Genomic DNA, 22,748 nt, shown 5'->3' with positions numbered 1-22,748 from the left:
GGCTTACCTTTGGAGGAATTGGCCTGAGTCTAAGTGCGCGAATAAAGACTGGATAGCAAGATTGATCTGGGTGATGAAGAGGCAGAACGCGGGGAGGGAATTGAAATGCGATCAAATGTGGGAGAGGGCAAGCCCCCTCCCACATTCAGTTAGCCGATGGTCATCAGGCTGGCGTTACCGCCCGCTGCAGCGGTGTTAACGCTCAACGCACGCTCGATCACCAGGCGCTCCAAGGCAATTGTGGTCTCGCCTTGGGACAAACCATGCACCCCGACAATCGCCCCGCCACGCTGCGCCACTTGCTGGCACACCCCACGCAGTTGGTCGGAATCGCCGTGGTGCAGGACGGCGTCAAACACCACCTCGTCCTTGGTCCAGTCGGCCACGCGCTTGATTTTCGCCTGAATCTCCTTCGGCAGGCGTGGGAACACGGCCTTGGTCAGGTCGGTTTCCGGCCATACCGCCGAACCGCCGACGGCCAATACCGCTGCCAGTTGAGTCAACAGATCGCCTTCCACGTCCGCCAGGCACAGTACGTGCTCGCGGGGCAGGATGGCGTAGCTGTTGCGCTCGCCGGTCGGGCCGGCCAACTGACGGGTGATACCGCTTTGGGATTGCGCGGCGAACTGGCTGCACAGCGCACTCAGTTCGCTGAACTTATTGCTGTCGGCCCAGGTTTTCAGGGCGGTCAGCGGTTGGCTCATGGCGTCGCGCAGGCGTACATCCGGTGCCGCCAGCTTGTCGCCACGTACGAAGGATTGCTCGATCGCATCGGTAGGACGGGTCGACAGCAAGCGGTACAGGTACAGCGGACCACCGGCTTTCGGGCCTGTGCCCGACAGGCCTTCGCCGCCGAACGGCTGCACGCCGACCACGGCACCGACAATGTTGCGGTTGACGTAGACGTTACCGGCATTGACGTTGTCGATCACCTTGGCGATGGTCTCGTCGATACGGGTGTGTACGCCCAGGGTCAGGCCATAGCCGGAAGCGTTGATCTGGCCGATAAGCTGGTCGATCTCCTTGCGCTTGTAGCGCACCACGTGCAGCACCGGGCCGAAGATCTCCCGTTGCAGCTCGTCGAAGCTTTCCAGCTCGATCAGGGTGGGCATCACGAAGGTGCCGCGCTTGATTTCTTCACCGTCGGCAATCGCCACCTGGTACACATTGCGGCCTTTGTCGCGCATGGCCTGGATGTGTTTCTCGATGCCGGCCTTGGCTTCGGCGTCGATCACCGGGCCGATGTCCACCGACAGGCGCTCCGGGTTGCCCAGGCGGCATTCAGCCATGGCGCCCTTGAGCATTTCGATCACGCGGTCTGCCGAATCTTCCTGCAGGCACAACACACGCAGGGCCGAGCAACGTTGACCGGCGCTGTCGAAGGCCGAGGACACCACGTCGATGACCACCTGTTCGGTGAGTGCCGAGGAGTCGACGATCATTGCGTTCTGGCCGCCGGTTTCGGCGATCAGCGGGATCGGACGGCCCTGGGCATCCAGGCGCCCGGCGACATTGCGTTGCAGCAGGCGCGCGACTTCGGTGGAGCCGGTGAACATCACGCCCTTGACGCGATCATCACCCACCAGGCGCGCACCCACGCTTTCACCCTGGCCCGGCAGCAATTGCAGTACGCCTTGCGGAATACCGGCTTCGAGCAGGATGCGCACGGCTTGTGCGGCGACCAGCGGGGTTTGCTCGGCAGGCTTGGCCAGTACCGGGTTACCGGCGGCCAGTGCGGCAGCCACTTGCCCACTGAAAATCGCCAGCGGGAAGTTCCACGGGCTGATGCACACCACCGGGCCCAGTGGGCGGTGGGCGTCATTGGTGAAGTCGTTGCGCGCCTGTACCGCGTAGTAGCGCAGGAAGTCCACGGCCTCACGCACTTCGGCGATGGCGTTGGCGAAGGTCTTGCCGGCTTCGCGGGCCAGCAGGCCCATCAGCGGCTGGATCTCGCCTTCCATCAGGTCGGCGGCACGTTCCAGGATCGCGGCGCGTTCGGCGGGCGGGGTGGCCTGCCAGATCGGGCCGGCGCTGATGGCGCACTGGATCGCGTTGTCGACGTCTTCGACAGTGGCTTCTTGCACGTGACCGACCACGTCACGCAGGTCGGACGGATTCAGTACGGGGGTCGCCGCTTGTTCGCTGGCGGCGCAACCGAGCATCGGCGCGGCCTTCCAGTTGTTGTGCGCGGTGGCCAGCAGGGCGCAGGACAGCGATGCCAGGCGGTGTTCGTTGGCCAGGTCGATACCGGCCGAGTTGGCACGGTCGCCGCCGTACAGGTCACGGGGCAGCGGGATACGCGGGTGCGGCAGGCCGAAGCCGCCTTCCAGCGTCGCCATCTGCTCGATGCTGGCCACTGGATCGGCCACCAGCTCCTGGATCGAGATGGACTGGTCGGCGATGCGGTTGACGAACGAGGTGTTGGCGCCGTTTTCCAGCAGGCGACGCACCAGGTAAGCCAGCAGTGTTTCGTGAGTGCCGACCGGTGCGTACACGCGGCACGGACGGTTCAGCTTGCCTTCGGAAACCTTGCCTACTACCTGCTCGTACAGCGGTTCACCCATGCCGTGCAGGCATTGGAACTCGTACTGGCCGGGGTAATAGTTCTGACCGGCGATATGGTAAATCGCCGACAAGGTATGGGCGTTGTGCGTAGCGAACTGCGGGTAGATGACTTCCGGTACCGACAACAGCTTGCGTGCACAGGCAATGTAGGAAACGTCGGTGTACACCTTGCGGGTATACACCGGGTAGCCTTCCAGGCCTTCGACCTGGGCGCGCTTGATCTCGCTGTCCCAGTACGCGCCTTTTACCAGGCGGATCATCAGGCGATGGCGGCTGCGGCGTGCCAGGTCGATGACGTAGTCGATCACATAAGGGCAACGCTTCTGGTAGGCCTGGATCACGAAGCCAATGCCGTTCCAGCCGGTCAGCTGCGGTTCGAAGCACAGGCGCTCGAGCAGATCCAGCGACAGTTCCAGGCGGTCGGCTTCTTCGGCGTCGATGTTCAGGCCGATATCGTATTGCTTGGCCAGCAGGGTCAGGGACAGCAGGCGCGGGTACAGCTCATCCATCACGCGCTCGTACTGCGCACGGCTGTAACGCGGGTGCAGGGCCGACAGCTTGATGGAGATGCCCGGGCCTTCATAAATCCCACGGCCGTGGGAGGCTTTGCCGATGGAGTGAATGGCTTGCTCGTACGAGGCCAGGTACTTTTGCGCGTCGTGTTCGGTGAGGGCGGCTTCACCGAGCATGTCGTAGGAATAGCGGAAACCCTTGGCTTCGAATTTGCTCGCGTTGGCCAGGGCTTCGGCGATGGTTTCGCCGGTCACGAACTGCTCGCCCATCAGGCGCATGGCCATGTCGACGCCCTTGCGGATCATCGGCTCGCCGCTCTTGCCGATGATGCGGCTCAGGGATGAGGTGAGACCGGCTTCGTTATGGGTAGCGACCAGTTTGCCGGTCAGCAGCAGGCCCCAGGTGGCGGCGTTGACGAACAGCGACGGGCTGTTGCCCAGGTGCGGATGCCAGTTGCCGGTGCTGATCTTGTCGCGGATCAGCGCATCGCGGGTGCCTTTGTCCGGGATCCGCAGCAGCGCTTCGGCCAGGCACATCAGGGCTACGCCTTCCTGGGACGACAGCGAGAATTCCTGCAGCAGGCCCTGAACAATCCCGGCACGGCCGCCGGCACTCTTCTGATTGCGCAGTTTTTCCGCAATCGACGCGGCGAGCTTGTTGGTGGCTTCGGCCATTTGCACCGGCAGGCGGGCCTGTTCGATCAGCATCGGCACCACTTCCGGCTCGGGGCGACGGTAAGCGGCGGTGATCGAAGCGCGCAGTACGGATTGCGGCAGGATGCTCTCGGCGAACTCCAGGAAGCACTGGTGGGCGTGGTCGCTCTGGACTTCGCCTGCGTCGTCAGCGTCCTTGCTGCTCAATCCGTTGAGTTCGGTCAGGGTTGCACCACCCTCGAGTTTCTCCAGGTAATTGAAAATCGCCTGCTTGATCAGCCAGTGCGGCGTGCGATCAATGGAGGTCGCGGCCGCCTTGAGGCGTTCGCGGGTCGGGTCGTCGAGTTTGACCCCAAGGGTGGTCGTAGCCATTTTCTTATCCTCATGGGTGCCACTACCGAGTGGCATCAGCTGGCGGCAAGATTAGCTTTGCTCAGGGAGAGGTGCAACCGGGTGCAACCCATTTTGTTGATGAATTTTTCGTCGCTTGATCGGAAAAAAATTGGCCGCCGACGGAATCCGCTTCGGCTTGGTGCATTTGCTTCTGAGATCGGCTGTTCTTGCTCCGAAAAGGAGCAAAAAAGGGGCGTTTTGCGGGTTTTACACTTGGGTGCAACTTATTCCCAAGAAACTGGTTGCACCTTATTTACTTTGTTGAATAGCATTCGCGCCCAAGGTGCAACCGGCTTTAGGGTTTGGTTCATCGGCTGGCGGCTTTCCTGGGGAAACGTCAGTCATAAATGCGCGGCACGCAGTTACGTTTACCTACTTCCAGTAGGTGGCCGTCTGACAGACCGCCGCTACATAAAAACAAAGCCAGGGCGTCACTCCTATGAGCGTTAGTAATCCAACCCTGATCACGTTCGTGATCTACATCGCAGCAATGGTGCTGATCGGCTTCATGGCCTATCGCTCCACCAACAACCTTTCCGATTACATCCTCGGCGGTCGCAGCCTCGGGAGCGTGGTGACTGCCTTGTCAGCCGGTGCTTCCGACATGAGCGGCTGGTTGTTGATGGGCCTGCCGGGCGCGATCTACATGTCCGGCCTGTCGGAAAGCTGGATCGCCATCGGCCTGATCGTCGGTGCCTACCTCAACTGGCTGTTCGTGGCCGGTCGCCTGCGGGTACAGACCGAGCACAACGGCGACGCTCTGACCCTGCCGGACTACTTCTCCAGCCGTTTCGAAGATAAAAGCGGCCTGCTGCGGATCATCTCTGCGGTCGTGATCCTGGTGTTCTTCACCATCTACTGCGCGTCCGGCATCGTGGCCGGTGCCCGCCTGTTCGAAAGCACCTTCGGCATGTCCTACGAGACCGCGCTGTGGGCCGGCGCTGCGGCGACGATTGCCTACACCTTCGTGGGTGGTTTCCTGGCCGTCAGCTGGACCGACACCGTACAAGCCACGCTGATGATTTTCGCGCTGATCCTCACGCCGATCATCGTGCTGCTGGCCACCGGTGGCGTCGACACCACGTTCCTGGCCATCGAAGCCAAGAACCCCGACAACTTCAACATGCTGAAAAACACCACCTTCATCGGCATCATCTCGCTGATGGGCTGGGGCCTGGGTTACTTCGGCCAGCCACACATCCTCGCGCGCTTCATGGCGGCGGATTCGGTGAAGTCGATTGCCAACGCGCGTCGCATCTCCATGACCTGGATGATCCTGTGCCTGGGCGGCACCGTGGCCGTGGGCTTCTTCGGCATCGCCTACTTCTCGGCGCACCCGGAAGTGGCGGGCCCGGTCAACGAGAACCATGAACGCGTGTTCATCGAGCTGGCCAAGTTGCTGTTCAACCCATGGATCGCGGGCGTACTGCTGTCGGCCATCCTGGCTGCGGTCATGAGCACCCTGAGCTGCCAGTTGCTGGTGTGCTCCAGTGCCCTGACCGAAGACTTCTACAAGACTTTCCTGCGCAAAAGCGCTTCCCAGATTGAACTGGTCTGGGTCGGCCGCCTGATGGTACTGCTGGTGGCCTTGATTGCCATCGCCATGGCCGCCAACCCGAACAACCGCGTCCTGGGCCTGGTGAGCTACGCCTGGGCCGGTTTCGGCGCGGCGTTCGGCCCTGTGGTGCTGATCTCGGTGATCTGGAAGAACATGACCCGTAACGGCGCACTGGCCGGGATCCTGGTCGGCGCGGTCACCGTGATCGTGTGGAAGCACTTCGAACTGCTGGGTCTGTACGAAATCATCCCAGGCTTCATCTTCGCCAGCCTGGCGATCTACGTCGTGAGCAAGCTGGGCGCACCGACAGCCGGTATGGTCGAGCGCTTTGATGCGGCGGAAAAAGACTACAACCTCAACAAGTGATTTGCCGGGCGCTGAGCGCTCGATGAATTAAAAGAAGGCCCGCGTCCTACGGATGGCGGGTCTTTTTTTGCGTGCGATTCGAGCTGGACTGAGTAGGACTCCTACGTACACATGTAGGGTTTTACTGATTTATTTGGGCTGTGCCCGGCAGGGTGAGGCAGTGGTGCAGAATCTCCCGCCTACCCCTCGCAGAGAAACACCGGATGTTCGCTCCTGCCAATCAAAGTGCCTTTACCCTGACCCTCGACGGTGTGCCAAGTGAACTCAAGGTGTTTGAGTTCCAGGGCCGCGAAGCCATCAGCCAGCCGTATCGTTTTGATCTTGAACTGGTCAGCGAACAGCCCGACCTGGACCTGGAAAGCCTGCTGCATCGCTCGGCATACCTGGGCTTCGACGCTCACGGCCGTGGTGTCCACGGCCTGGTTTATCGGGTGGCGCAGGGCGATTCCGGGCGGCGGCTGACGCGTTACCAGATCAGCCTTGTGCCGCAGTTGGCCTATCTCGCGCACAGCAGTCACCAGCGGATCTTCCAGCACAAGACGGTGCCGCAGATCATTGCGCAGGTGCTGGCGGAGCAGCGGCTCCATGCGGACCAATTCGAATTTCACCTCAGTGGTGCCTATCCCGAACGCGAGTATTGCGTGCAGTTTGGCGAGAGCGACCTGGCCTTCATTCAGCGCCTGTGTGCCGAGCAGGGGATTCACTATCACTTCCAGCATTCGCACGAAGGGCACCTGCTGGTGTTTGGCGATGACCAGACCGTTTTCGCCTCGCCAGATCAGCCTACGCCCTACATGCCGGGTTCCGGGATGGTGGCGGATACGCCGGCCATCAAGCGCTTTGCGCTGCGGTTGGAAACCCGCACCACCGCGGTCAACCTGCGTGACTACGACTTTCTCAAGCCGAGCCTGGTGCTGGAGAGTGGCGTGGTCGGCGAACAGCTTCCACGGTTTGACGCGCAGGCCTACCCCGGTCATTTTTCCGATCGCCCCCACGGCAAATACCTCGCGCAACGTGGCCTGGAGCGGCACCGTAGCGACTATCGAATAGCCCGTGCCAGCGGCGATGACCCTGCATTGAGCAGCGGCCGGTTCTTCAAGTTGACCGGGCATCCGCGGGACGAATGGAATGACGTGTGGCTGGTGACGCAAGTGACCCACGAAGGCAGGCAGCCCCAGGTCCTGGAGGAGGCTGTCACCGAGGTTGGCGGTGGAGATTTTCTTCAGGGGTATCGCAATGAATGTGTGGCGACTCCGTGGGACGTGATCTTCCGCCCGCCCTTGCCTGAGCAGGTGCGGCCGGTGTTGTCGGGTTATCAAAGCGCAGTGGTGACCGGCCCCGTCGACAGTGAAATCCACTGCGACGAATACGGCCGGGTCAAGGTGCAGTTGGCCTGGGATCGCGCTGGGGCGCATGACGATCATTCCAGCTGCTGGCTGCGGGTGGCCAGCGGTTGGGCCCATGACCGCTATGGCTCGGTACTTATCCCGCGAGTGGGCATGGAAGTACTGGTGGGGTTCGCCAATGGCGATATGGACATGCCGCTGGTAATGGGCTGCCTGCCGAACGCGGCGACGCCGGTCCCCCTCGACCTGCCGGCAGACAAGACCCGCAGCATCTTCCGTAGCCAGAGCAGCCCCGGTGGCGGTGGCTACAACGAACTGCGCATCGAAGACCGCAAGGGCGCCGAGGAGATCTACCTGCGTGCCCAGCGGGATTGGACCCAGCATGTGCTGCATGACCAGCAGGTGCAGATCGACCATCAGCGCCGCATCCGGGTGGGTGGTGAGTCGCACCATGAGCTGCAAGGCGAAGAGCAGCGCATCACCCATGGCAACCGTTTGACGGAGCTCAAGCAGGACGACCATCTGGTGGTCGGCGGTTCGCAGCAGATGCGGGCCGGGCAGAGCATCCGGATGGGCGCCGGGCAGAGTGTTGTCATTGATGCGGGCGCAAGCGTGACCATCCAGGCCGGTGGGCAGTCGATCACGCTGTCGGCAGAGGGGATTTTCAGCAGCACGCCCATTCAACCGGGAGGCGCGCCTGCTCCGGCGGCGTCGCCATTGATGCCTGGGGTGAAAGCGGCGTTGCTGGCGGTTGTACCCGCACCGCTGAGCCGGATACAGGTCGCCAGCCTGAAACGGAGCGCGCCGTTTTGTGAAGAGTGCCAACGCTGCAGTGACGGGCAGTGCGCCCTCCCATTCCATTCAACCTTAAAAGGAATTTACCCTGATGTCCCAACCCTTGAGCCCCGATGACTGGCTGGCACAATTCCCTCTACTCCCCAATGAGCGGCTTTACGTGGTACTGAGCAGTGCCAGCGACGCGAAGCCGCTGGCTGCGTGGCAAGTCTCGGCCGGCGGGATGTTGCCTCAAGCGCTCTGGGCGGGCACGGCTTATGCCGGGTGGGATGAGGTGATGCCCTACGCAGGGATTGTCGAACCCGACAGTGCCTTCCTCGATTGGATCGCAGCCACTGACGCTTCGGACTGGGGTTGGCTGGCGGTATCGTCCAGCCCGCTGGAAGTCGTGGTTGCTCACCTGCAAGGCCTGACCAAGATAGTGCTTCCCGATGAGCGGAGCGTATTCCTGCGCTTCTGGGATGGCGCCCAGTTTCTGCCGATTGTGCAGAAACTGGGCGATGAAATCGGCGCAGTACTGCCCGTGTTCCAGCGCTATCTGATCAATGGCCAGCCGTTGAGCGTGGCGACGCCATCGGTCACTGCGGCCAAGGCCAGCCCTTGGTGGCGCGTGCCTGACGCGTTATTGGCGTACTTGGCCGCGCAGTCGCCGCAGACCCTGATCGACAACCTGCTGCAGTGGCTGGAAGAACAGCGCCCCGACCTGTATGCCGCTTTCACACCGGCGACCTTGCGGCACAAGGTCGCCTACTTCGCGCGCAGTACGGACATCAGCGCTGAAGCGCTGGCGGGCTACCTGGACTCAGAGCTGAGTTGAGGCCAGCGCCTGTTGCAGGTCGTCGATCAGGTCTTCGACCGCTTCGATACCCACCGACAGGCGAATCATTTCCGGCTTTACGCCGGCCTTGGCCTGTTCCTGCTCGTTCATCTGTCGGTGAGTGGTGGAAGCCGGGTGGCAGGCCAGGGACTTGGCGTCGCCGATGTTGACCAGGCGCTTGAAGATTTGCAGGGCGTCGTAGAAGCGCACACCGGCATCAAAGCCGCCTTTCAAACCGAAGGACAGGATCGCCGACGGTTTGCCCTGCATGTATTTCTGCGCCAATGCGTGGTGCGGGTGGTCCGGCAGGCCGGCGTAGCTGACCCACTCCACCTCGGCATGGCCTTGCAGGAATTGCGCGATTTTCAGGGCGTTTTCGGTGTGGCGCTCCATGCGCAATGCCAGTGTTTCCAGGCCTTGCAGCAACAGGAAGGCATTCATCGGCGCCAACGCTGCACCGGTGTTGCGCAGTGGCACGGTGCGGGCACGGGCGATGAAGGCGGCGGGGCCGAATTTTTCGGTATAGACCACGCCGTGATAGGCCGGCTCGGGCTGGTTGAGGCCGGGGAATTTATCCGCGTATTTCGTCCACGGGAACGTGCCACTGTCGACAATTACACCGCCCAGGGAGTTGCCATGGCCGCCGACGTACTTGGTCACCGAGTGCACCACGATGTCGGCGCCGAACTGGATCGGCTTGCACAGGATCGGCGTGGCCACGGTGTTGTCCACTACCAGCGGCACGCCGCGGGCATGGGCGACGTCGGCCAGGGCTTCGATGTCGATGATATTGCCCGCCGGGTTGCCGATGCTTTCGCAGTACACCAGCTTGGTGTTGTCGTCGATCAGTTCGGCGATGGCGGCGGCGCTGTCGTCCCGGGCGAAACGCACCTCCACGCCAAAGCTCGGCAGCAGGTGGGCGAACAGCGTGTAGGTGCCACCGTAGAGTTGCGGTGTGGTGACGATATTGTCACCCGCACGGGTCAAGGTCTGGATGGCATAGTGGATCGCCGCGCTGCCGGCCGAGACTGCCAGCGCCGCGATACCACCTTCAAGGGCGGCAATGCGCTGCTCCAGCACATCGTTGGTGGGGTTCATGATGCGCGTGTAGATATTGCCGGGTACGTCCAGGTTGAACAGGTCGGCGCCGTGTTGGGCGTTATCGAATTCGAAGGCGACGTTCTGGTAGATCGGCACGGCGACGGCCTTGGTGGTCGGGTCCGACTTGAAACCGTGGTGCAGCGCGATGGTGGCGTCTTTCATGATTGTTATTGACCTCCCTGGAGTGGTGGAAGGCCACAATAAATCCGCCTTGCCGTCGGCATTTAGATTTTTTTCAACGGGCTGCCTGCGTTTGCGGCATAAGCACCGCCCGGCATGCGGCCCTGCACCTTTGCGCCCGTAGAAGGTAAACTTCGCCCCCTGCGCAGGAGCAACCATGAATTATCGTCACGCCTTTCACGCCGGCAACCACGCCGATGTCTTCAAACACCTGACCTTGACCCGCCTCATCGCCCTGATGTCGCGCAAGGAGCAGCCGTTCGCCTACCTCGACACCCATGCCGGGATTGGCCTGTACGACCTGCAAGGTGACCAGGCCAATCGCACGGGTGAGTACCTGGAAGGTATCGCGCGTTTGTGGGGCGCCGACGATCTACCGCCGTTGACCGCCGACTACATGCGCGTGCTGCACGAGATGAACCCCGATGGCCAGTTGCGCTACTACCCGGGCTCACCGGAGCTGGCGCGCCGCCTTACGCGCCCCCAGGACCGCGTGCTGCTCAATGAAAAACACCCGGAAGACGGCGTGTTGCTCAAGGACAACATGAAGGGCGATCGTCGGGTCAAGGTTCATTTGGGCGAAGGCTGGCATGTGCCGCGCGCGCTGTTACCGGTGCCGGAAAAGCGTGCGTTGATGCTGATCGATCCGCCGTTTGAAAAACTCGACGAAATGCAGCGCTGTGCCGCGTCCCTCAAGGAAGCCGTCAGCCGTATGCGCCAGACCGTCGCGGCGATCTGGTACCCGGTGAAGGACCAGCGCATGCTGCGCCGCTTCTACCAGGACCTGGCCGGCACCGGTGCGCCGAAGTTGCTGCGCGTGGAATTGCTGGTGCATCCGCTGGACACGCCCAACACCCTGACCGGCTCGGGCCTGGCGATTGCCAACCCGCCGTGGGGCCTGGAAGAGGAGTTGCGCGAGCTGCTGCCGTGGCTGTCCAAGAAGCTTGGCCAGACCCAGGGTGGGTGGCAGATGGATTGGCTCATAGCTGAGTAGTTGTAAGTTGCAAGCCTCAAGCCTCAAGCCTCAAGCTGCAAGTGAGATCAGAAAACACCACTTGCAGCTTGAAACTTGCAGCTCCGATCTTCAGATCGGGCAAGTCACCCCGGTACCGCCGATCCCACAGTAGCCCTGTGGATTCTTCGCCAGGTACTGCTGGTGATACGCCTCGGCGAAGTACACCGTCGGCGCCTCTTCGATTTCGGTGGTGATGGTGCCCAGGCCGGCCTTGGTCAATTCGGCCTGATAGGCCTCGGCACTGGCCTGCGCCGCCGCCAGTTGCTCAGGCGTGGTCGCATAGATCACCGAGCGGTACTGGGTGCCGATGTCGTTACCCTGGCGCATGCCCTGGGTCGGGTTGTGCAGTTCCCAGAACATCTTCAGCAGGTCTTCGTAGTTCACCTTGGCCTGGTCATACACCACCAGCACCACTTCGCTGTGGCCGGTCAGGCCCGAGCAGACTTCTTCATACGTCGGGTTCGGCGTGAAACCACCGGCATAGCCGACCACGGTGCTGACCACGCCATCGCGCTGCCAGAACCTGCGCTCGGCGCCCCAGAAACAACCCAGGCCGAAGATCGCGAAGCCGACGTCGTCGACGAATGGGCCCAGCAGCGGGTTGCCGTTGACGAAGTGCGTCTGCGGCAGGTTCATCGGGGTTTCACGACCGGGCAACGCTTGTTCTTGAGTAGGCAGCACGTTTTTGTTCACCAGAATTTCCGAGCGCAAGACCATGAGCAGTCCTCTCGTCAGGTTGGGTTAGCGGTAAATTTCAGACAGCCAGTGTGCCCGAGTGTTACAGCGCTGTCAGGCGATTGGCCCGCGCGGATAGCGTCTAAGCTTCTCGAGCAGCTCTGCACCGGGGATCGGCCGGTCGAACAGGTAGCCCTGGCCAACGTCGCAACGGTGCCGACGCAGGAACGCCAGTTGCTCGGCGGTCTCGATGCCTTCGGCCACCACCTTGAGCTTGAGGTTGTGGGCCATGGCGATCACGGCCGAGGTGATTTCCATGTCGTCCTGGTTGTCCGGGATTTCGTGGATAAAGCTGCGGTCGATCTTGATGATGTCGATGGGGAATTTTTTCAGGTAGCTCAGCGACGAGTAACCGGTGCCGAAGTCGTCCATGGCCAGGGTCAGGCCGAAGCTCTTGAGCTGGTCCAGTTGCAGGCGCGTGTCTTCGGTCGCTTCCAGCAGCAGGCCTTCGGTCAGTTCCAGTTCCAGCAGGTTGGCCGGCAGCTGTTCTTCCTTGAGGATCGTGGCGATCGAGGCCACCAGGTCCGGGTCGGAGAATTGCTTGGGCGACAGGTTGATCGCCACCTGCAGATTGCCCAGGCCGGCGGCGCTCAGTTGCTTGCTCATGCGGCAGGCCTGGCGCGCGATCCATTTGCCGATCGGGATGATCAGGCCGGTTTCTTCGGCGACGCTGATGAACTGATCGGGGCGGATCATGCCCTTTTCCGGATGGTTCCAGCGCAGCAGCGCTTCCATGCCCAGCAAGCGGCCGCTGCGCAGGCACAGCTTGGGCTGGTAGAACACGTCCAGTTCGTTCTGGGTCAGGGCACGACGCAGGTTGTTCTCCACGAACAGCTTGTAGCTGGCCTCGGCGTTCAAGGCTTCGGTGAACACCTGTACCTGGTGTTTGCCGTTGGCCTTGGCCTTGTGCAGGGCCAGGCCGGCGTTGCGCATCAGGGTCTGTGGGTCGCGGCCGTGCAGCGGCGCGCAGGCCAGGCCCACCGAGCCGGTGACGCTGATCAGTTGGTTGTCGACGAACATCGGTTTGTCGAGGGTCGCCAGCAGTTGGCTGGCCACCTGTTGGCCGCTTTCCAGGTCAGTGTCGTCCAGCAGCACCGCGAATTCGTTACTGGCAAAACGCGCCAGGCTGCCGCCGGCACTCAGGCTGTTGCGCAGGCGGCGGGCCAGGCTGATCAGCAGCTTGTCGCCGGTCTGGTGGCCGAGGCTGTCGTTGATGCGCTTGAAGTTGTCGATGTCCACCAGCAACAGGCTGATCGGGCTGTCGCTGTCGCGGGCAAAGCGCTCATCCAGATTGCGGATGAATGCCGGACGGTTGCCCAGGTTGGTCAGGTTATCGGTGTAGGCCAGGCGTTCGATGCGCTGCTGGGCCAGCTTGTTCTGGGTAATGTCTTCGTAGATGCCGATGTAGTGAGTCAGCTCGCGGTTGTCGCCATACACCTTGGAAATCGACAGCTGGCCCCAGTAGGGCTCGAGGTTTTTACGTCGGCTCTTGAACTCGCCCTGCCAGCTGTTGCTCTTGGCCAGGCTCGACGGTGCGTCGAACAGCAGTTCGCTGAGGTTTTCCAGGGCCGGCAGCTGGGCCAGGCGGTGGCCGTGGACCTCTTCGGCGCTGTATTGGGTAATCGCGGTAAAGCTTGGGTTGACGTACTCCACCACGCCGTCGCAGTTGACCAGCAAAAAGGCATTGGCACTTTGCTCCACGGCACGTTGGAACAGGTGCAGGGCGCTGGTGGCGGTACGGCGGTTGTGGTTGTTGATCACTTGTGCGAACTGGTCGGCCAGTTCGCCGGCAAAGGCAATTTCATCGGCCTGCCAGACACGTGAGCTGCCACCCTGTTCCAGGCACAGCACACCGACCACCTGACCATCGACGCGGATGCTCGCATCGAGTATGGCGTGGATATCCTTGGCGCGTAGGTTCTCGGCCATTTCCCGGGTGCGCGGGTCGCGCATCGCGTTGGTCGCGTCGATTGCGCGGCTGGTGTGCAGGGCTTCCAGGTAATCCGGAAAGCAACTGGCGTCGATGGGCTCAGGCAGATGGTGCTGCTGGTCATCGCGGTGGTAGGCCGAGATCGGTACCAGGCGCTGGCCTTCGAGGTTCCAGATGCTGGCGCAGTCGATCTGGTAGATGTCACAGGCGCTGCGGGTGATCAGCTCTGCGGCTTCCTGCAGCGAATTGTTGGCGGTGTAGCGCTGGCGGGCCAGCAACAGGATCAGCTCCTGCTGGGCGCGCACCCGCTCCAGGTGCTGCAGTTGTTCCTGCTGGGCGCGCTGGTTGAGCTCCAGGGCGATCTGCAGGCGGCTGTTCTGGCTTTCCAGGTCCTCCGTCGGGGCGGGCAGGGAGATTTCGTTGAACAGGCCGTCGACCACCATCAGGTAGCCGCGCAGCAGGTGGCGATTGTGTTGTTTGTAGGCTTCGCCCATTTCCAGCAGGCTCAGGGGACCATCATTGGTGTGCAGGGTGTAGCGCACCAGGTAGTGAGGGCTCTCGCTCAGTTGCTGTTGGATGGCGTCGTGCAGTTGATAGCGCGCCTGAGGCTCCATCAGGCTGGCGAAGGGGGTACCGAGCAGTGCACACAGCTCGACCGCCGACAGGCCGAATTGGCGCTCGCAGTTAGGGTCGAGGTACAGAAGGGCCCAGCTTGCCTCATTAAGCCGCTCGAAACGCAGCATACCGAGGCGCGAAGGCACCGGTAACTGCGTCACTACCTCGGCCGCCATACGGGCGACATCGGGTTGGCTTTTCATGGGGGGGAACTCACTTCAAATAACGCGCACGGCGCCGGGCTCACGCCCTCTTTACTGTTGCCTGCGGCAAGGTTGCATCATGCGGCGCGGGCTGACAAGAGAGGATGAAGGCTAAGTGCTATAAGGGGGTTATCGGCCGTGCGGGGGAATTCTTCAGTCAGGATGACAGAAGGTGTACAACCCTGTTCTGTCTGTAGAGAAAAGCAAAAAAAGCCCCGCCAAATTGACGGGGTTGAGGTACGAGCGTGGCGCTCGGAAATCGGTGCAACCAGGCCTCCCCGATGAAAGGGAGGCCGCTGTGGCTTACAGCAGGATGGTGCGGATATCGTTCAGCAACTGGCTCAGGCGCTGGGTGAAGCGTGCAGCGGCCGCGCCGTTGATCACACGGTGATCGTAGGACAACGACAGTGGCAGCATCAGCTTCGGCTGGAACGCTTTACCGTCCCAGACTGGCTGGATGGTGGCCTTGGAAACACCCAGGATCGCCACTTCCGGCGCGTTGACGATTGGCGTGAAGCCCGTACCGCCAATGTGACCGAGGCTGGAGATGGTGAAGCACGCGCCTTGCATGTCGTCTGCGGTGAGCTTCTTGTCACGGGCCTTGGCCGCCAGTGCAGCCGCTTCGGCAGCGAGTTGCAGCAGGCTCTTCTGGTCGACGTTCTTGATGACCGGTACCAGCAGGCCATCCGGCGTGTCGACGGCAAAACCAATGTGCACGTACTTCTTGCGAATGATCGCCTTGCCGCTTGGCGCCAGCGAACTGTTGAAGTCCGGCAGCTCCTTGAGCAGGTGCGCGCAGGCCTTGAGCAGCAGCGGCAGCACGGTCAGTTTCACGCCGGCCTTCTCGGCCACGGCTTTCTGCGCAACGCGGAAAGCTTCCAGGTCGGTAATGTCGGCCTGGTCGAACTGGGTCACGTGCGGAATGTTCAGCCAGCTGCGGTGCAGGCTCGACGCGCCGATTTGCATCAGGCGGGTCATCGGCACTTCTTCGGTCTCGCCGAAGCGGCTGAAGTCCACCACCGGGATCGGTGGAATCCCCGCGCCGCCAGTAGCAGTGCCGGCAGCCGGTGCTTCCTTGGCTTTCTGCATCATGGCTTTGACGTAGACCTGCACGTCTTCCTTCAGTACGCGACCGTGGGGGCCGGTGGCCGACACAGCGTTCAGCTCGACGCCGAATTCACGCGCCAGTTGGCGAACCGCCGGGCCTGCGTGAACCTTGGCACCGCTTGGTGCCGGTGCGGGAGCCGCAGGGGCCGGAGCGGCCTCGGCTTTTGCAGCCTGTGCCGGGGCGGCAGCGGCCGGAGCGGCTTCAGCCTTGGCCGCCGGAGCAGCAGCCGGTGCTGGAGCAGCAGCAGGCGCAGCGCCTTGTACTTTCAGCTTGAGGATGAAGTCGCCCGTGCCGACTTCGTCTTCCAGCTTGACCGCGATGCTTTCCACCACGCCGGCAGCCGGCGATGGGATTTCCATGGAGGCCTTGTCGGACTCCAGGGTGATCAGCGACTGGTCGGCTTCGACGGTGTCGCCGACCTTGACCAGCAACTCGATGATCTTGGCTTTGCCCGACGAGCCGATGTCCGGAACATGAATGTCCTGGACGGTGGCTTCGGCCGGCGCGGCAGCCGGGGCTGCAGGAGCCTCGGCTGCAGCGGCAGGTTTTTCCGCGGCAGGTGCCGGAGCAGCAGCGGCAGCAGGAGCCGCCGCAGGGGCCGCATCAGCGGCACCTTCGATTTCCAGTTCCAGCAGTTCGTCGCCTTCTTTCAGGCGGTCGCCCAGCTTCACTTTCAGGCTCTTGACCACGCCGGCCTTGGGAGCAGGGATTTCCATGCTCGCCTTGTCCGATTCCAGGGTCAGGATGCTCTGGTCGGCTTCGACGGTGTCGCCGACCTTTACAAACAGCTCGATTACTTCACCTTCACCGCTGCCGATGTCAGGTACGCGAATGAGTTCGCTCACAAAAAGTCTCCTCAGCAGTCCAGTGGGTTGCGTTTTTCCGGGTTGATCCCGAACTTGACGATAGCGTCAGCTACCACCTTGGGTTCGATCTCACCGCGGTCAGCCAAGGCTTCCAGGGCTGCCAACACCACGAAGTGACGGTCGACTTCGAAGAAGTGACGCAGCTTCTTGCGGCTGTCACTGCGACCGAAACCGTCGGTGCCCAGGACTTTGAATTCCTTGGACGGGACCCACTGGCGAATTTGTTCAGCAAACAGTTTCATGTAGTCGGTAGAGGCAATGACTGGACCTTTACGGCCGGCCAGGCACTCTTCGACATAGCTCTGCGCAGGCTTCTGGCCCGGGTGCAGGCGGTTGTTGCGCTCTACGGCCAGGCCGTCGCGACGCAGTTCGTTGAAGCTGGTCACGCTCCAGACGTCGGCGCCGACGTTGAACTCTTCACGCAGGATCTTCGCTGCTTCACGGACTTCACGCAGGATGGTGCCGGAGCCCATCAGCTGCACGTGGTGCGCCGCTTCCTTGGTGTCTTCTTCGAGCAGGTACATGCCCTTGATGATGCCTTCTTCCACGCCGGCCGGCATGGCTGGCTGCTGGTAGGACTCGTTCATCACGGTGATGTAGTAGAAAACGTCCTGCTGCTCTTCGGTCATCTTCTTCATGCCGTCCTGGATGATCACCGCCAGCTCATAGCCGTAGGTTGGATCAAAGGTGCGGCAGTTCGGGATGGTGGCAGCCAGGATGTGGCTGTGACCGTCTTCGTGTTGCAGGCCTTCGCCGTTCAGTGTGGTACGGCCGGCGGTACCGCCGATCAGGAAACCACGGGTACGGCTGTCGCCCGCTGCCCAAGCCAGGTCGCCGATACGCTGGAAGCCGAACATCGAGTAGAAGATGTAGAACGGCAGCATCGGCTGGTTGTGGCTGGAGTACGAAGTACCGGCAGCGATGAAGGAGCTCATGGCGCCTGCTTCGTTGATGCCTTCTTCGAGGATCTGGCCCTTCTTGTCTTCCTTGTAGAACATCACCTGGTCTTTATCGACTGGCTCGTAGAGCTGGCCGACGGAGGAGTAGATGCCCAACTGACGGAACATGCCTTCCATACCGAAGGTACGGGCTTCGTCCGGGATGATCGGCACGATACGCGAGCCGATTTCCTTGTCCTTGACCAGCTGCGCGAGGATCCGCACGAAGGCCATGGTGGTGGAGATTTCACGGTCGCCCGAGCCGTCCAGGATTGCCTTGAGGGTATCCAGCGGAGGTGTCGGGATGTTGAAGCTCTTGGCGCGGCGCTGTGGCACGAAACCGCCCAGTGCGGTACGACGCTCGCTCAGGTAGCGGGCTTCGGCGCTGTTTGCCTCAGGCTTGAAGAACGGCAGGTTCTCCAGCTCTTCGTCCTTGACCGGGATGTCGAAGCGGTCGCGGAACAGCTTCAGGCTTTCAACATCAACCTTCTTGGTGTTGTGCGCAGTGTTTTTCGCTTCGCCGGCACCGGTGCCATAACCCTTGATGGTCTTGGCCAGGATGACGGTCGGTTGTTCTTTGTGGTTGACCGCTTCGTGGTACGCCGCATAGACCTTGTACGGGTCGTGGCCGCCACGGTTGAGTTTCCAGATCTCGTCGTCGGACAGGTCGGCAACCATCGCCTTGAGTTCAGGCGTGTTGAAGAAATGTTCACGCACGAACGCGCCGTCTTTGGCCTTGTAGTTCTGGTACTCGCCGTCGATGACTTCGTCCATGCGACGTTGCAGGATACCGTCGACGTCCTTGGCCAGCAGTGGGTCCCAGAAACGGCCCCAGATGACCTTGGTCACGTTCCACTGGGCACCGCGGAACACGCCTTCGAGTTCCTGGATGATCTTGCCGTTGCCGCGAACCGGGCCGTCGAGGCGCTGCAGGTTGCAGTTGATGACGAAGATCAGGTTGTCCAGCTTCTCGCGGCCGGCCAGGGAGATGGCACCCAGGGATTCCGGCTCGTCGCACTCGCCGTCGCCCAGGAAGCACCAGACTTTCTGCTTGCCTTCCGGGATGAAGCCACGGGCTTCCAGGTACTTCATGAAGCGTGCCTGGTAGATCGCCTGGATCGGGCCCAGGCCCATGGATACCGTCGGGAACTGCCAGAAATCAGGCATCAGCCAAGGGTGCGGGTAGGACGACAGGCCCTGGCCGTCGACTTCCTGGCGGAAGTTGTTCATTTGCTCTTCGCTGATGCGACCTTCCATGAACGCACGGGCGTAGACGCCCGGCGAGGTGTGGCCCTGGAAGTAGATCAGGTCGCCGCCGTGTTCTTCGGTCGGGGCCTGGAAGAAGTAGTTGAAGCCGATGTCATACAGGGTTGCGCTGGAAGCGAAGCTGGAGATGTGACCGCCCAGGTCAGAATCTTTCAAGTTCGTGCGCATTACCATCGCCATGGCGTTCCAACGTACCAGCGAGCGAATGCGGCGTTCCATGAACAGGTCGCCAGGCATGCGTGCTTCGTGGGTAACGGGGATGGTGTTGCGGTATGGCGTGGTGATGGCGTAGGGCAGTTGCGAGCCGCTGCGGGTCGCGAGTTCGCCCATACGGGTCATCAGGTAGTGAGCACGGTCTTCGCCTTCTTTGTCGAGAACCGATTCCAGGGCGTCCAGCCATTCCTGGGTTTCGACGGGATCGAGGTCTTGCATGGCTTGCTCCAGGGCGGAAAGGCTACCAGAATCGGTTGCCTGAAGTTTGCGACTGGCCTTGTGGGCAGACGACATAAATTCTTGGATGGCCGAAGGTTGCTTCGGCGTCCTGTAGTTTTACTACAAATCGTCGGCCATTTCAGCCTTTCGAATGTATATACGAGTAGTAAAACTACACAAGACCGAGCGGATTGCTCGGTCTGGCTGGTGAGCATAATCGTTATTGTTGATCTTTTGCGAACAAGAAAAGGTAGAAGTTTAATGTTGCCTGCCAAAAATTACATATTTTCAGCTATTTATCACCTTTGTTCGACAGTCCTTCATCGAGCGCGGTGCTTGCTTTCACAGCAGCAGGCCATTTACACGCCAACCAAGGATAGACCATGAGCCTTCCAACGCTGGCCGAACTGCCGGCCATTCTGTTGCCAAAGGCCCAGCGGGCCGAGCAGTCATTTCGTGACGCCGTGGCCGCGCTGGACGACGATCATGGCCTTTCTGCGTGGACGCCGCAACGGTGGGCCGACTTCGCCCGGGTGTGTGCCGCCAGTGATTTTGTCATTGAACAGAGTGTTCGTGACCCTTTGATGTTGCTCGAGCTGGCCGCCTGGGGCGAGCTGGACCGCGGCTTTGCGCCGGGCGAGCTGTGCGGGCAGATTGCCGGCGCCGTGCAACAGGCCGAAACAGAAGATGAGCTGGGCCGCGTACTGCGTCGCCAGCGTACCCGTCAGCAAGTGCGCATCATCTGGCGCGACCTGACCCGCCAGGCCGACCTGGTGCAAACCTGTCGCGACCTCTCCGACATGGCCGACGCCAGCATCGACCAGGCCTACCAATGGCTGTACCAGCGCCACTGTGTGCAGTTCGGCACGCCGACCGGGCGGCGCAGCGGCGAACCGCAGCACATGGTCATTCTCGGCATGGGCAAGCTCGGCGCGGTGGAGCTGAACCTCTCGTCGGATATCGACCTGATCTTCGCCTACCCCGAAGGCGGCGAAACCGTGGGCGTGAAGCGCTCCCTGGATAACCAGGAATTCTTTATCCGCCTTGGTCAGAAATTGATCAAGGCCCTCGACCCGATGACCGTCGACGGCTTTGTGTTCCGTGTCGACATGCGCCTGCGCCCCTACGGTTCGGCCGGTGCCCTGGTGCTCAGCTTCAATGCGCTGGAGCAGTACTACCAGGACCAGGGGCGCGACTGGGAACGCTACGCCATGATCAAGGCGCGCGTGGTCGCCGGTGACCAGGTGGCCGGTGCGCAGTTGCTCGATATGCTGCGGCCGTTCGTGTACCGCCGTTACCTGGACTTTTCCGCCATCGAGGCGCTGCGCACCATGAAGCAGCTGATCCAGCAGGAAGTCCGGCGCAAAGGCATGGCCGACAATATCAAGCTGGGCTCGGGCGGTATCCGCGAAGTGGAATTTATCGCCCAGGCGTTCCAGCTGATCCATGGCGGCCGCGACCTCAGCCTGCAGCAACGGCCGCTGCTCAAGGTGCTCGGCACCCTGGAAGGCCAGGGCTACCTGCCGCCGGCGGTGATCGCCGAGTTGCGTAATGGCTATGAATTCCTGCGTTACACCGAACATGCGATCCAGGCGATTGCCGACCGCCAGACCCAAATGCTGCCGGACAGCCCTGAAGACCAGGCGCGCATTGCCTTTATGCTCGGCTTTGCCGACTGGGCGGCGTTCCATGAGCGCCTGATGTATTGGCGTGGCCGTGTGGACTGGCACTTCCGCCAGGTGATTGCGGATCCTGATGAAGAAGAAGGCGCGGAAAGCGAGTTGGTCGTGGGCGGGGAATGGCTGCCGCTGTGGGAAGAGTCCCAGGATGAAGAGGCCGCTTGCCGTCAATTGGCTGAAGGCGGCTTCACCGACGCCACCAAGGCCCTTAAAGCCTTGGCCAGCCTGCGCAACAGCCCGCAACTGCGGGCCATGCAGCGCCTGGGGCGTGAACGCCTGGATGCCTTTATCCCGCGCTTGCTGGCCCAGGCCGTCGAGCACGCCAACCCGGACCTGGTGCTGGAGCGTGTACTGCCGCTGGTGGAGGCCGTCGCCCGGCGTTCCGCCTACTTGGTGCTGCTGACGGAAAACCCCGACGCCCTGCGCCGCCTGCTGACCCTGTGCGCCGCCAGCCCGTGGATCGCCGAGCAGATCACGCGCTTCCCGCTGCTGCTGGATGAATTGCTCAACGAAGGCCGCCTGTTCAAGCCACCGCTGGCGCCGGAACTCGCCGCCGAGTTGCGCGAACGCCTTACGCGCATCCCCGAGGATGACCTTGAACAGCAGATGGAAGCCCTGCGGCACTTCAAGCTGGCCCACCGCCTGCGCGTGGCCGCGTCGGAAATCGCTGGCAGCCTGCCGTTGATGAAAGTCAGCGACTACCTGACCTGGCTCGCCGAAGCCATCCTCGAACAAGTGCTGGCCCTGGCCTGGCGCCAGACGGTGGCCCGCCACGGCTCGCCGCAGCGCTTGGACGGCACCTTGTGCGATCCTGGGTTCATCATTGTCGGTTATGGGAAAGTCGGCGGCATCGAACTGGGGCATGGTTCGGACCTGGACCTGGTGTTTATCCACGATGGCGACCCGCAGGCCGAGACCGATGGTGCCAAGCCGATCGACGGCGCGCAGTTCTTCACGCGCCTGGGCCAGCGGATCATTCACCTGCTGACCACCCAGACCAACTCCGGCCAATTGTATGAAGTCGACATGCGCCTGCGACCATCCGGCGCATCCGGGTTGCTGGTCAGTTCCCTCGGGGCGTTTGACCGCTATCAACAAAATGAAGCATGGACCTGGGAGCATCAGGCCCTGATCCGCGCGCGGGTGCTGGTGGGCAGCCAGGATGTGGGCCAGGCATTCGAGCAGGTACGGGCTAAAGTGCTGGGGCGTGAGCGCGACTTGGCGAAGTTGCGCCAGGAGGTCAGCGAGATGCGCGCCAAGATGCGTGACAACCTGGGGACCAAGGCCACGGCGGCCGGCACCGGCGCCAATGCCTTCGACGCCACGGTGCTGTTCGACCTCAAGCAGGACGCCGGAGGTATCGTCGATATTGAATTTATGGTGCAATACGCGGCTTTGGCGTGGTCTGCGCAACATCCGTCGTTGCTGCGCTATACCGACAATATCCGCATTCTGGAAGGCCTCGAGCAGGTGGGCTTGATGCCCGCCGCCGATGCCCATCTGCTGCGCGAGGTGTATAAGGCCTACCGTTCCGCCGCGCATCGCCAGGCCTTGCAAAACGAGGCCGGTACAGTGCCCGGTGATCAGTTCGCTGACGAACGGCGCCAGGTGATGCGAATCTGGCAGGCGCTGGGGTTGGGTTGAAACACTATTAGGGCGGGGAGGCATAAGCCT

11 protein-coding genes are annotated in these 22,748 nt (G+C 61.9%); 5 read left to right on the top strand and 6 right to left on the bottom strand.

Annotated elements, in window-relative coordinates:
• Positions 1–149 precede the first annotated feature (149 nt).
• Positions 150–4,103 carry a trifunctional transcriptional regulator/proline dehydrogenase/L-glutamate gamma-semialdehyde dehydrogenase gene (gene putA, locus AC07OP_RS13650; RefSeq protein ID WP_115486443.1) on the bottom strand — a complete coding sequence of 1,318 codons (3,954 nt, stop codon included), beginning with the start codon at positions 4,101–4,103 and terminating at the stop codon, positions 150–152.
• Between the two features lie 460 nt (positions 4,104–4,563).
• Between putA and putP the strand changes: the two genes are divergently transcribed.
• The 3 genes from putP (at position 4,564) to AC07OP_RS13635 (ending at position 9,006) form a co-directional block, all read left to right on the top strand.
• Positions 4,564–6,048, top strand: a complete 1,485-nt coding sequence (gene putP / locus AC07OP_RS13645; protein ID WP_065940820.1) for a sodium/proline symporter PutP — start codon at positions 4,564–4,566, stop codon at positions 6,046–6,048.
• A gap of 203 nt (positions 6,049–6,251) precedes the next feature.
• Positions 6,252–8,306, top strand: a complete 2,055-nt coding sequence (locus tag AC07OP_RS13640; protein ID WP_495101359.1) for a type VI secretion system Vgr family protein — start codon at positions 6,252–6,254, stop codon at positions 8,304–8,306.
• A complete protein-coding gene (locus tag AC07OP_RS13635; protein WP_495101358.1) occupies positions 8,281–9,006 on the top strand; it encodes a DUF4123 domain-containing protein in 726 nt (241 codons plus the stop codon). Before AC07OP_RS13640 ends, AC07OP_RS13635 begins: the two co-directional genes overlap by 26 nt.
• Here the strand turns inward: AC07OP_RS13635 and AC07OP_RS13630 are convergent.
• Complete coding sequence (locus AC07OP_RS13630) at positions 8,992–10,269, bottom strand: O-acetylhomoserine aminocarboxypropyltransferase/cysteine synthase family protein (protein ID WP_495101357.1); 1,278 nt, start codon at positions 10,267–10,269, stop codon at positions 8,992–8,994. The two genes, AC07OP_RS13635 and AC07OP_RS13630, sit on opposite strands and share 15 nt — an antisense overlap.
• A gap of 175 nt (positions 10,270–10,444) precedes the next feature.
• On the opposite strand from AC07OP_RS13630, the gene AC07OP_RS13625 reads away from it, so the two are divergent.
• Positions 10,445–11,281, top strand: coding sequence for a 23S rRNA (adenine(2030)-N(6))-methyltransferase RlmJ (locus AC07OP_RS13625; RefSeq protein WP_495101356.1), 837 nt, complete (start codon positions 10,445–10,447; stop codon positions 11,279–11,281).
• Positions 11,282–11,371: 90 nt separating this feature from the next.
• Here AC07OP_RS13625 and msrA read toward each other — a convergent pair whose 3' ends face one another.
• From msrA to aceE, 4 genes are all read right to left on the bottom strand, one after another.
• Complete coding sequence (msrA, locus tag AC07OP_RS13620; RefSeq protein ID WP_253493030.1) at positions 11,372–12,019, bottom strand: peptide-methionine (S)-S-oxide reductase MsrA; 648 nt, start codon at positions 12,017–12,019, stop codon at positions 11,372–11,374.
• 72 nt (positions 12,020–12,091) lie between these two features.
• Entirely contained in the window at positions 12,092–14,785 is a 2,694-nt protein-coding gene (locus AC07OP_RS13615; protein WP_495101355.1) for a putative bifunctional diguanylate cyclase/phosphodiesterase, read from the bottom strand.
• A gap of 303 nt (positions 14,786–15,088) precedes the next feature.
• The gene (aceF, locus tag AC07OP_RS13610; protein WP_495101354.1) at positions 15,089–16,738 is read right to left on the bottom strand and encodes a dihydrolipoyllysine-residue acetyltransferase; all 1,650 of its coding nucleotides are present in this window, start codon (positions 16,736–16,738) and stop codon (positions 15,089–15,091) included.
• Positions 16,739–16,749: 11 nt separating this feature from the next.
• The gene (gene aceE / locus AC07OP_RS13605; protein WP_065940828.1) at positions 16,750–19,395 is read right to left on the bottom strand and encodes a pyruvate dehydrogenase (acetyl-transferring), homodimeric type; all 2,646 of its coding nucleotides are present in this window, start codon (positions 19,393–19,395) and stop codon (positions 16,750–16,752) included.
• 383 nt (positions 19,396–19,778) lie between these two features.
• Between aceE and glnE the strand changes: the two genes are divergently transcribed.
• Entirely contained in the window at positions 19,779–22,718 is a 2,940-nt protein-coding gene (glnE, locus tag AC07OP_RS13600; protein ID WP_115486434.1) for a bifunctional [glutamate--ammonia ligase]-adenylyl-L-tyrosine phosphorylase/[glutamate--ammonia-ligase] adenylyltransferase, read from the top strand.
• The last annotated feature ends 30 nt before the right edge of the window (positions 22,719–22,748 follow it).

The organism is Pseudomonas sp. GW821-FHT09D08, assembly GCF_059416305.1.
This window is presented reverse-complemented; position numbering and strand designations above follow the sequence as displayed.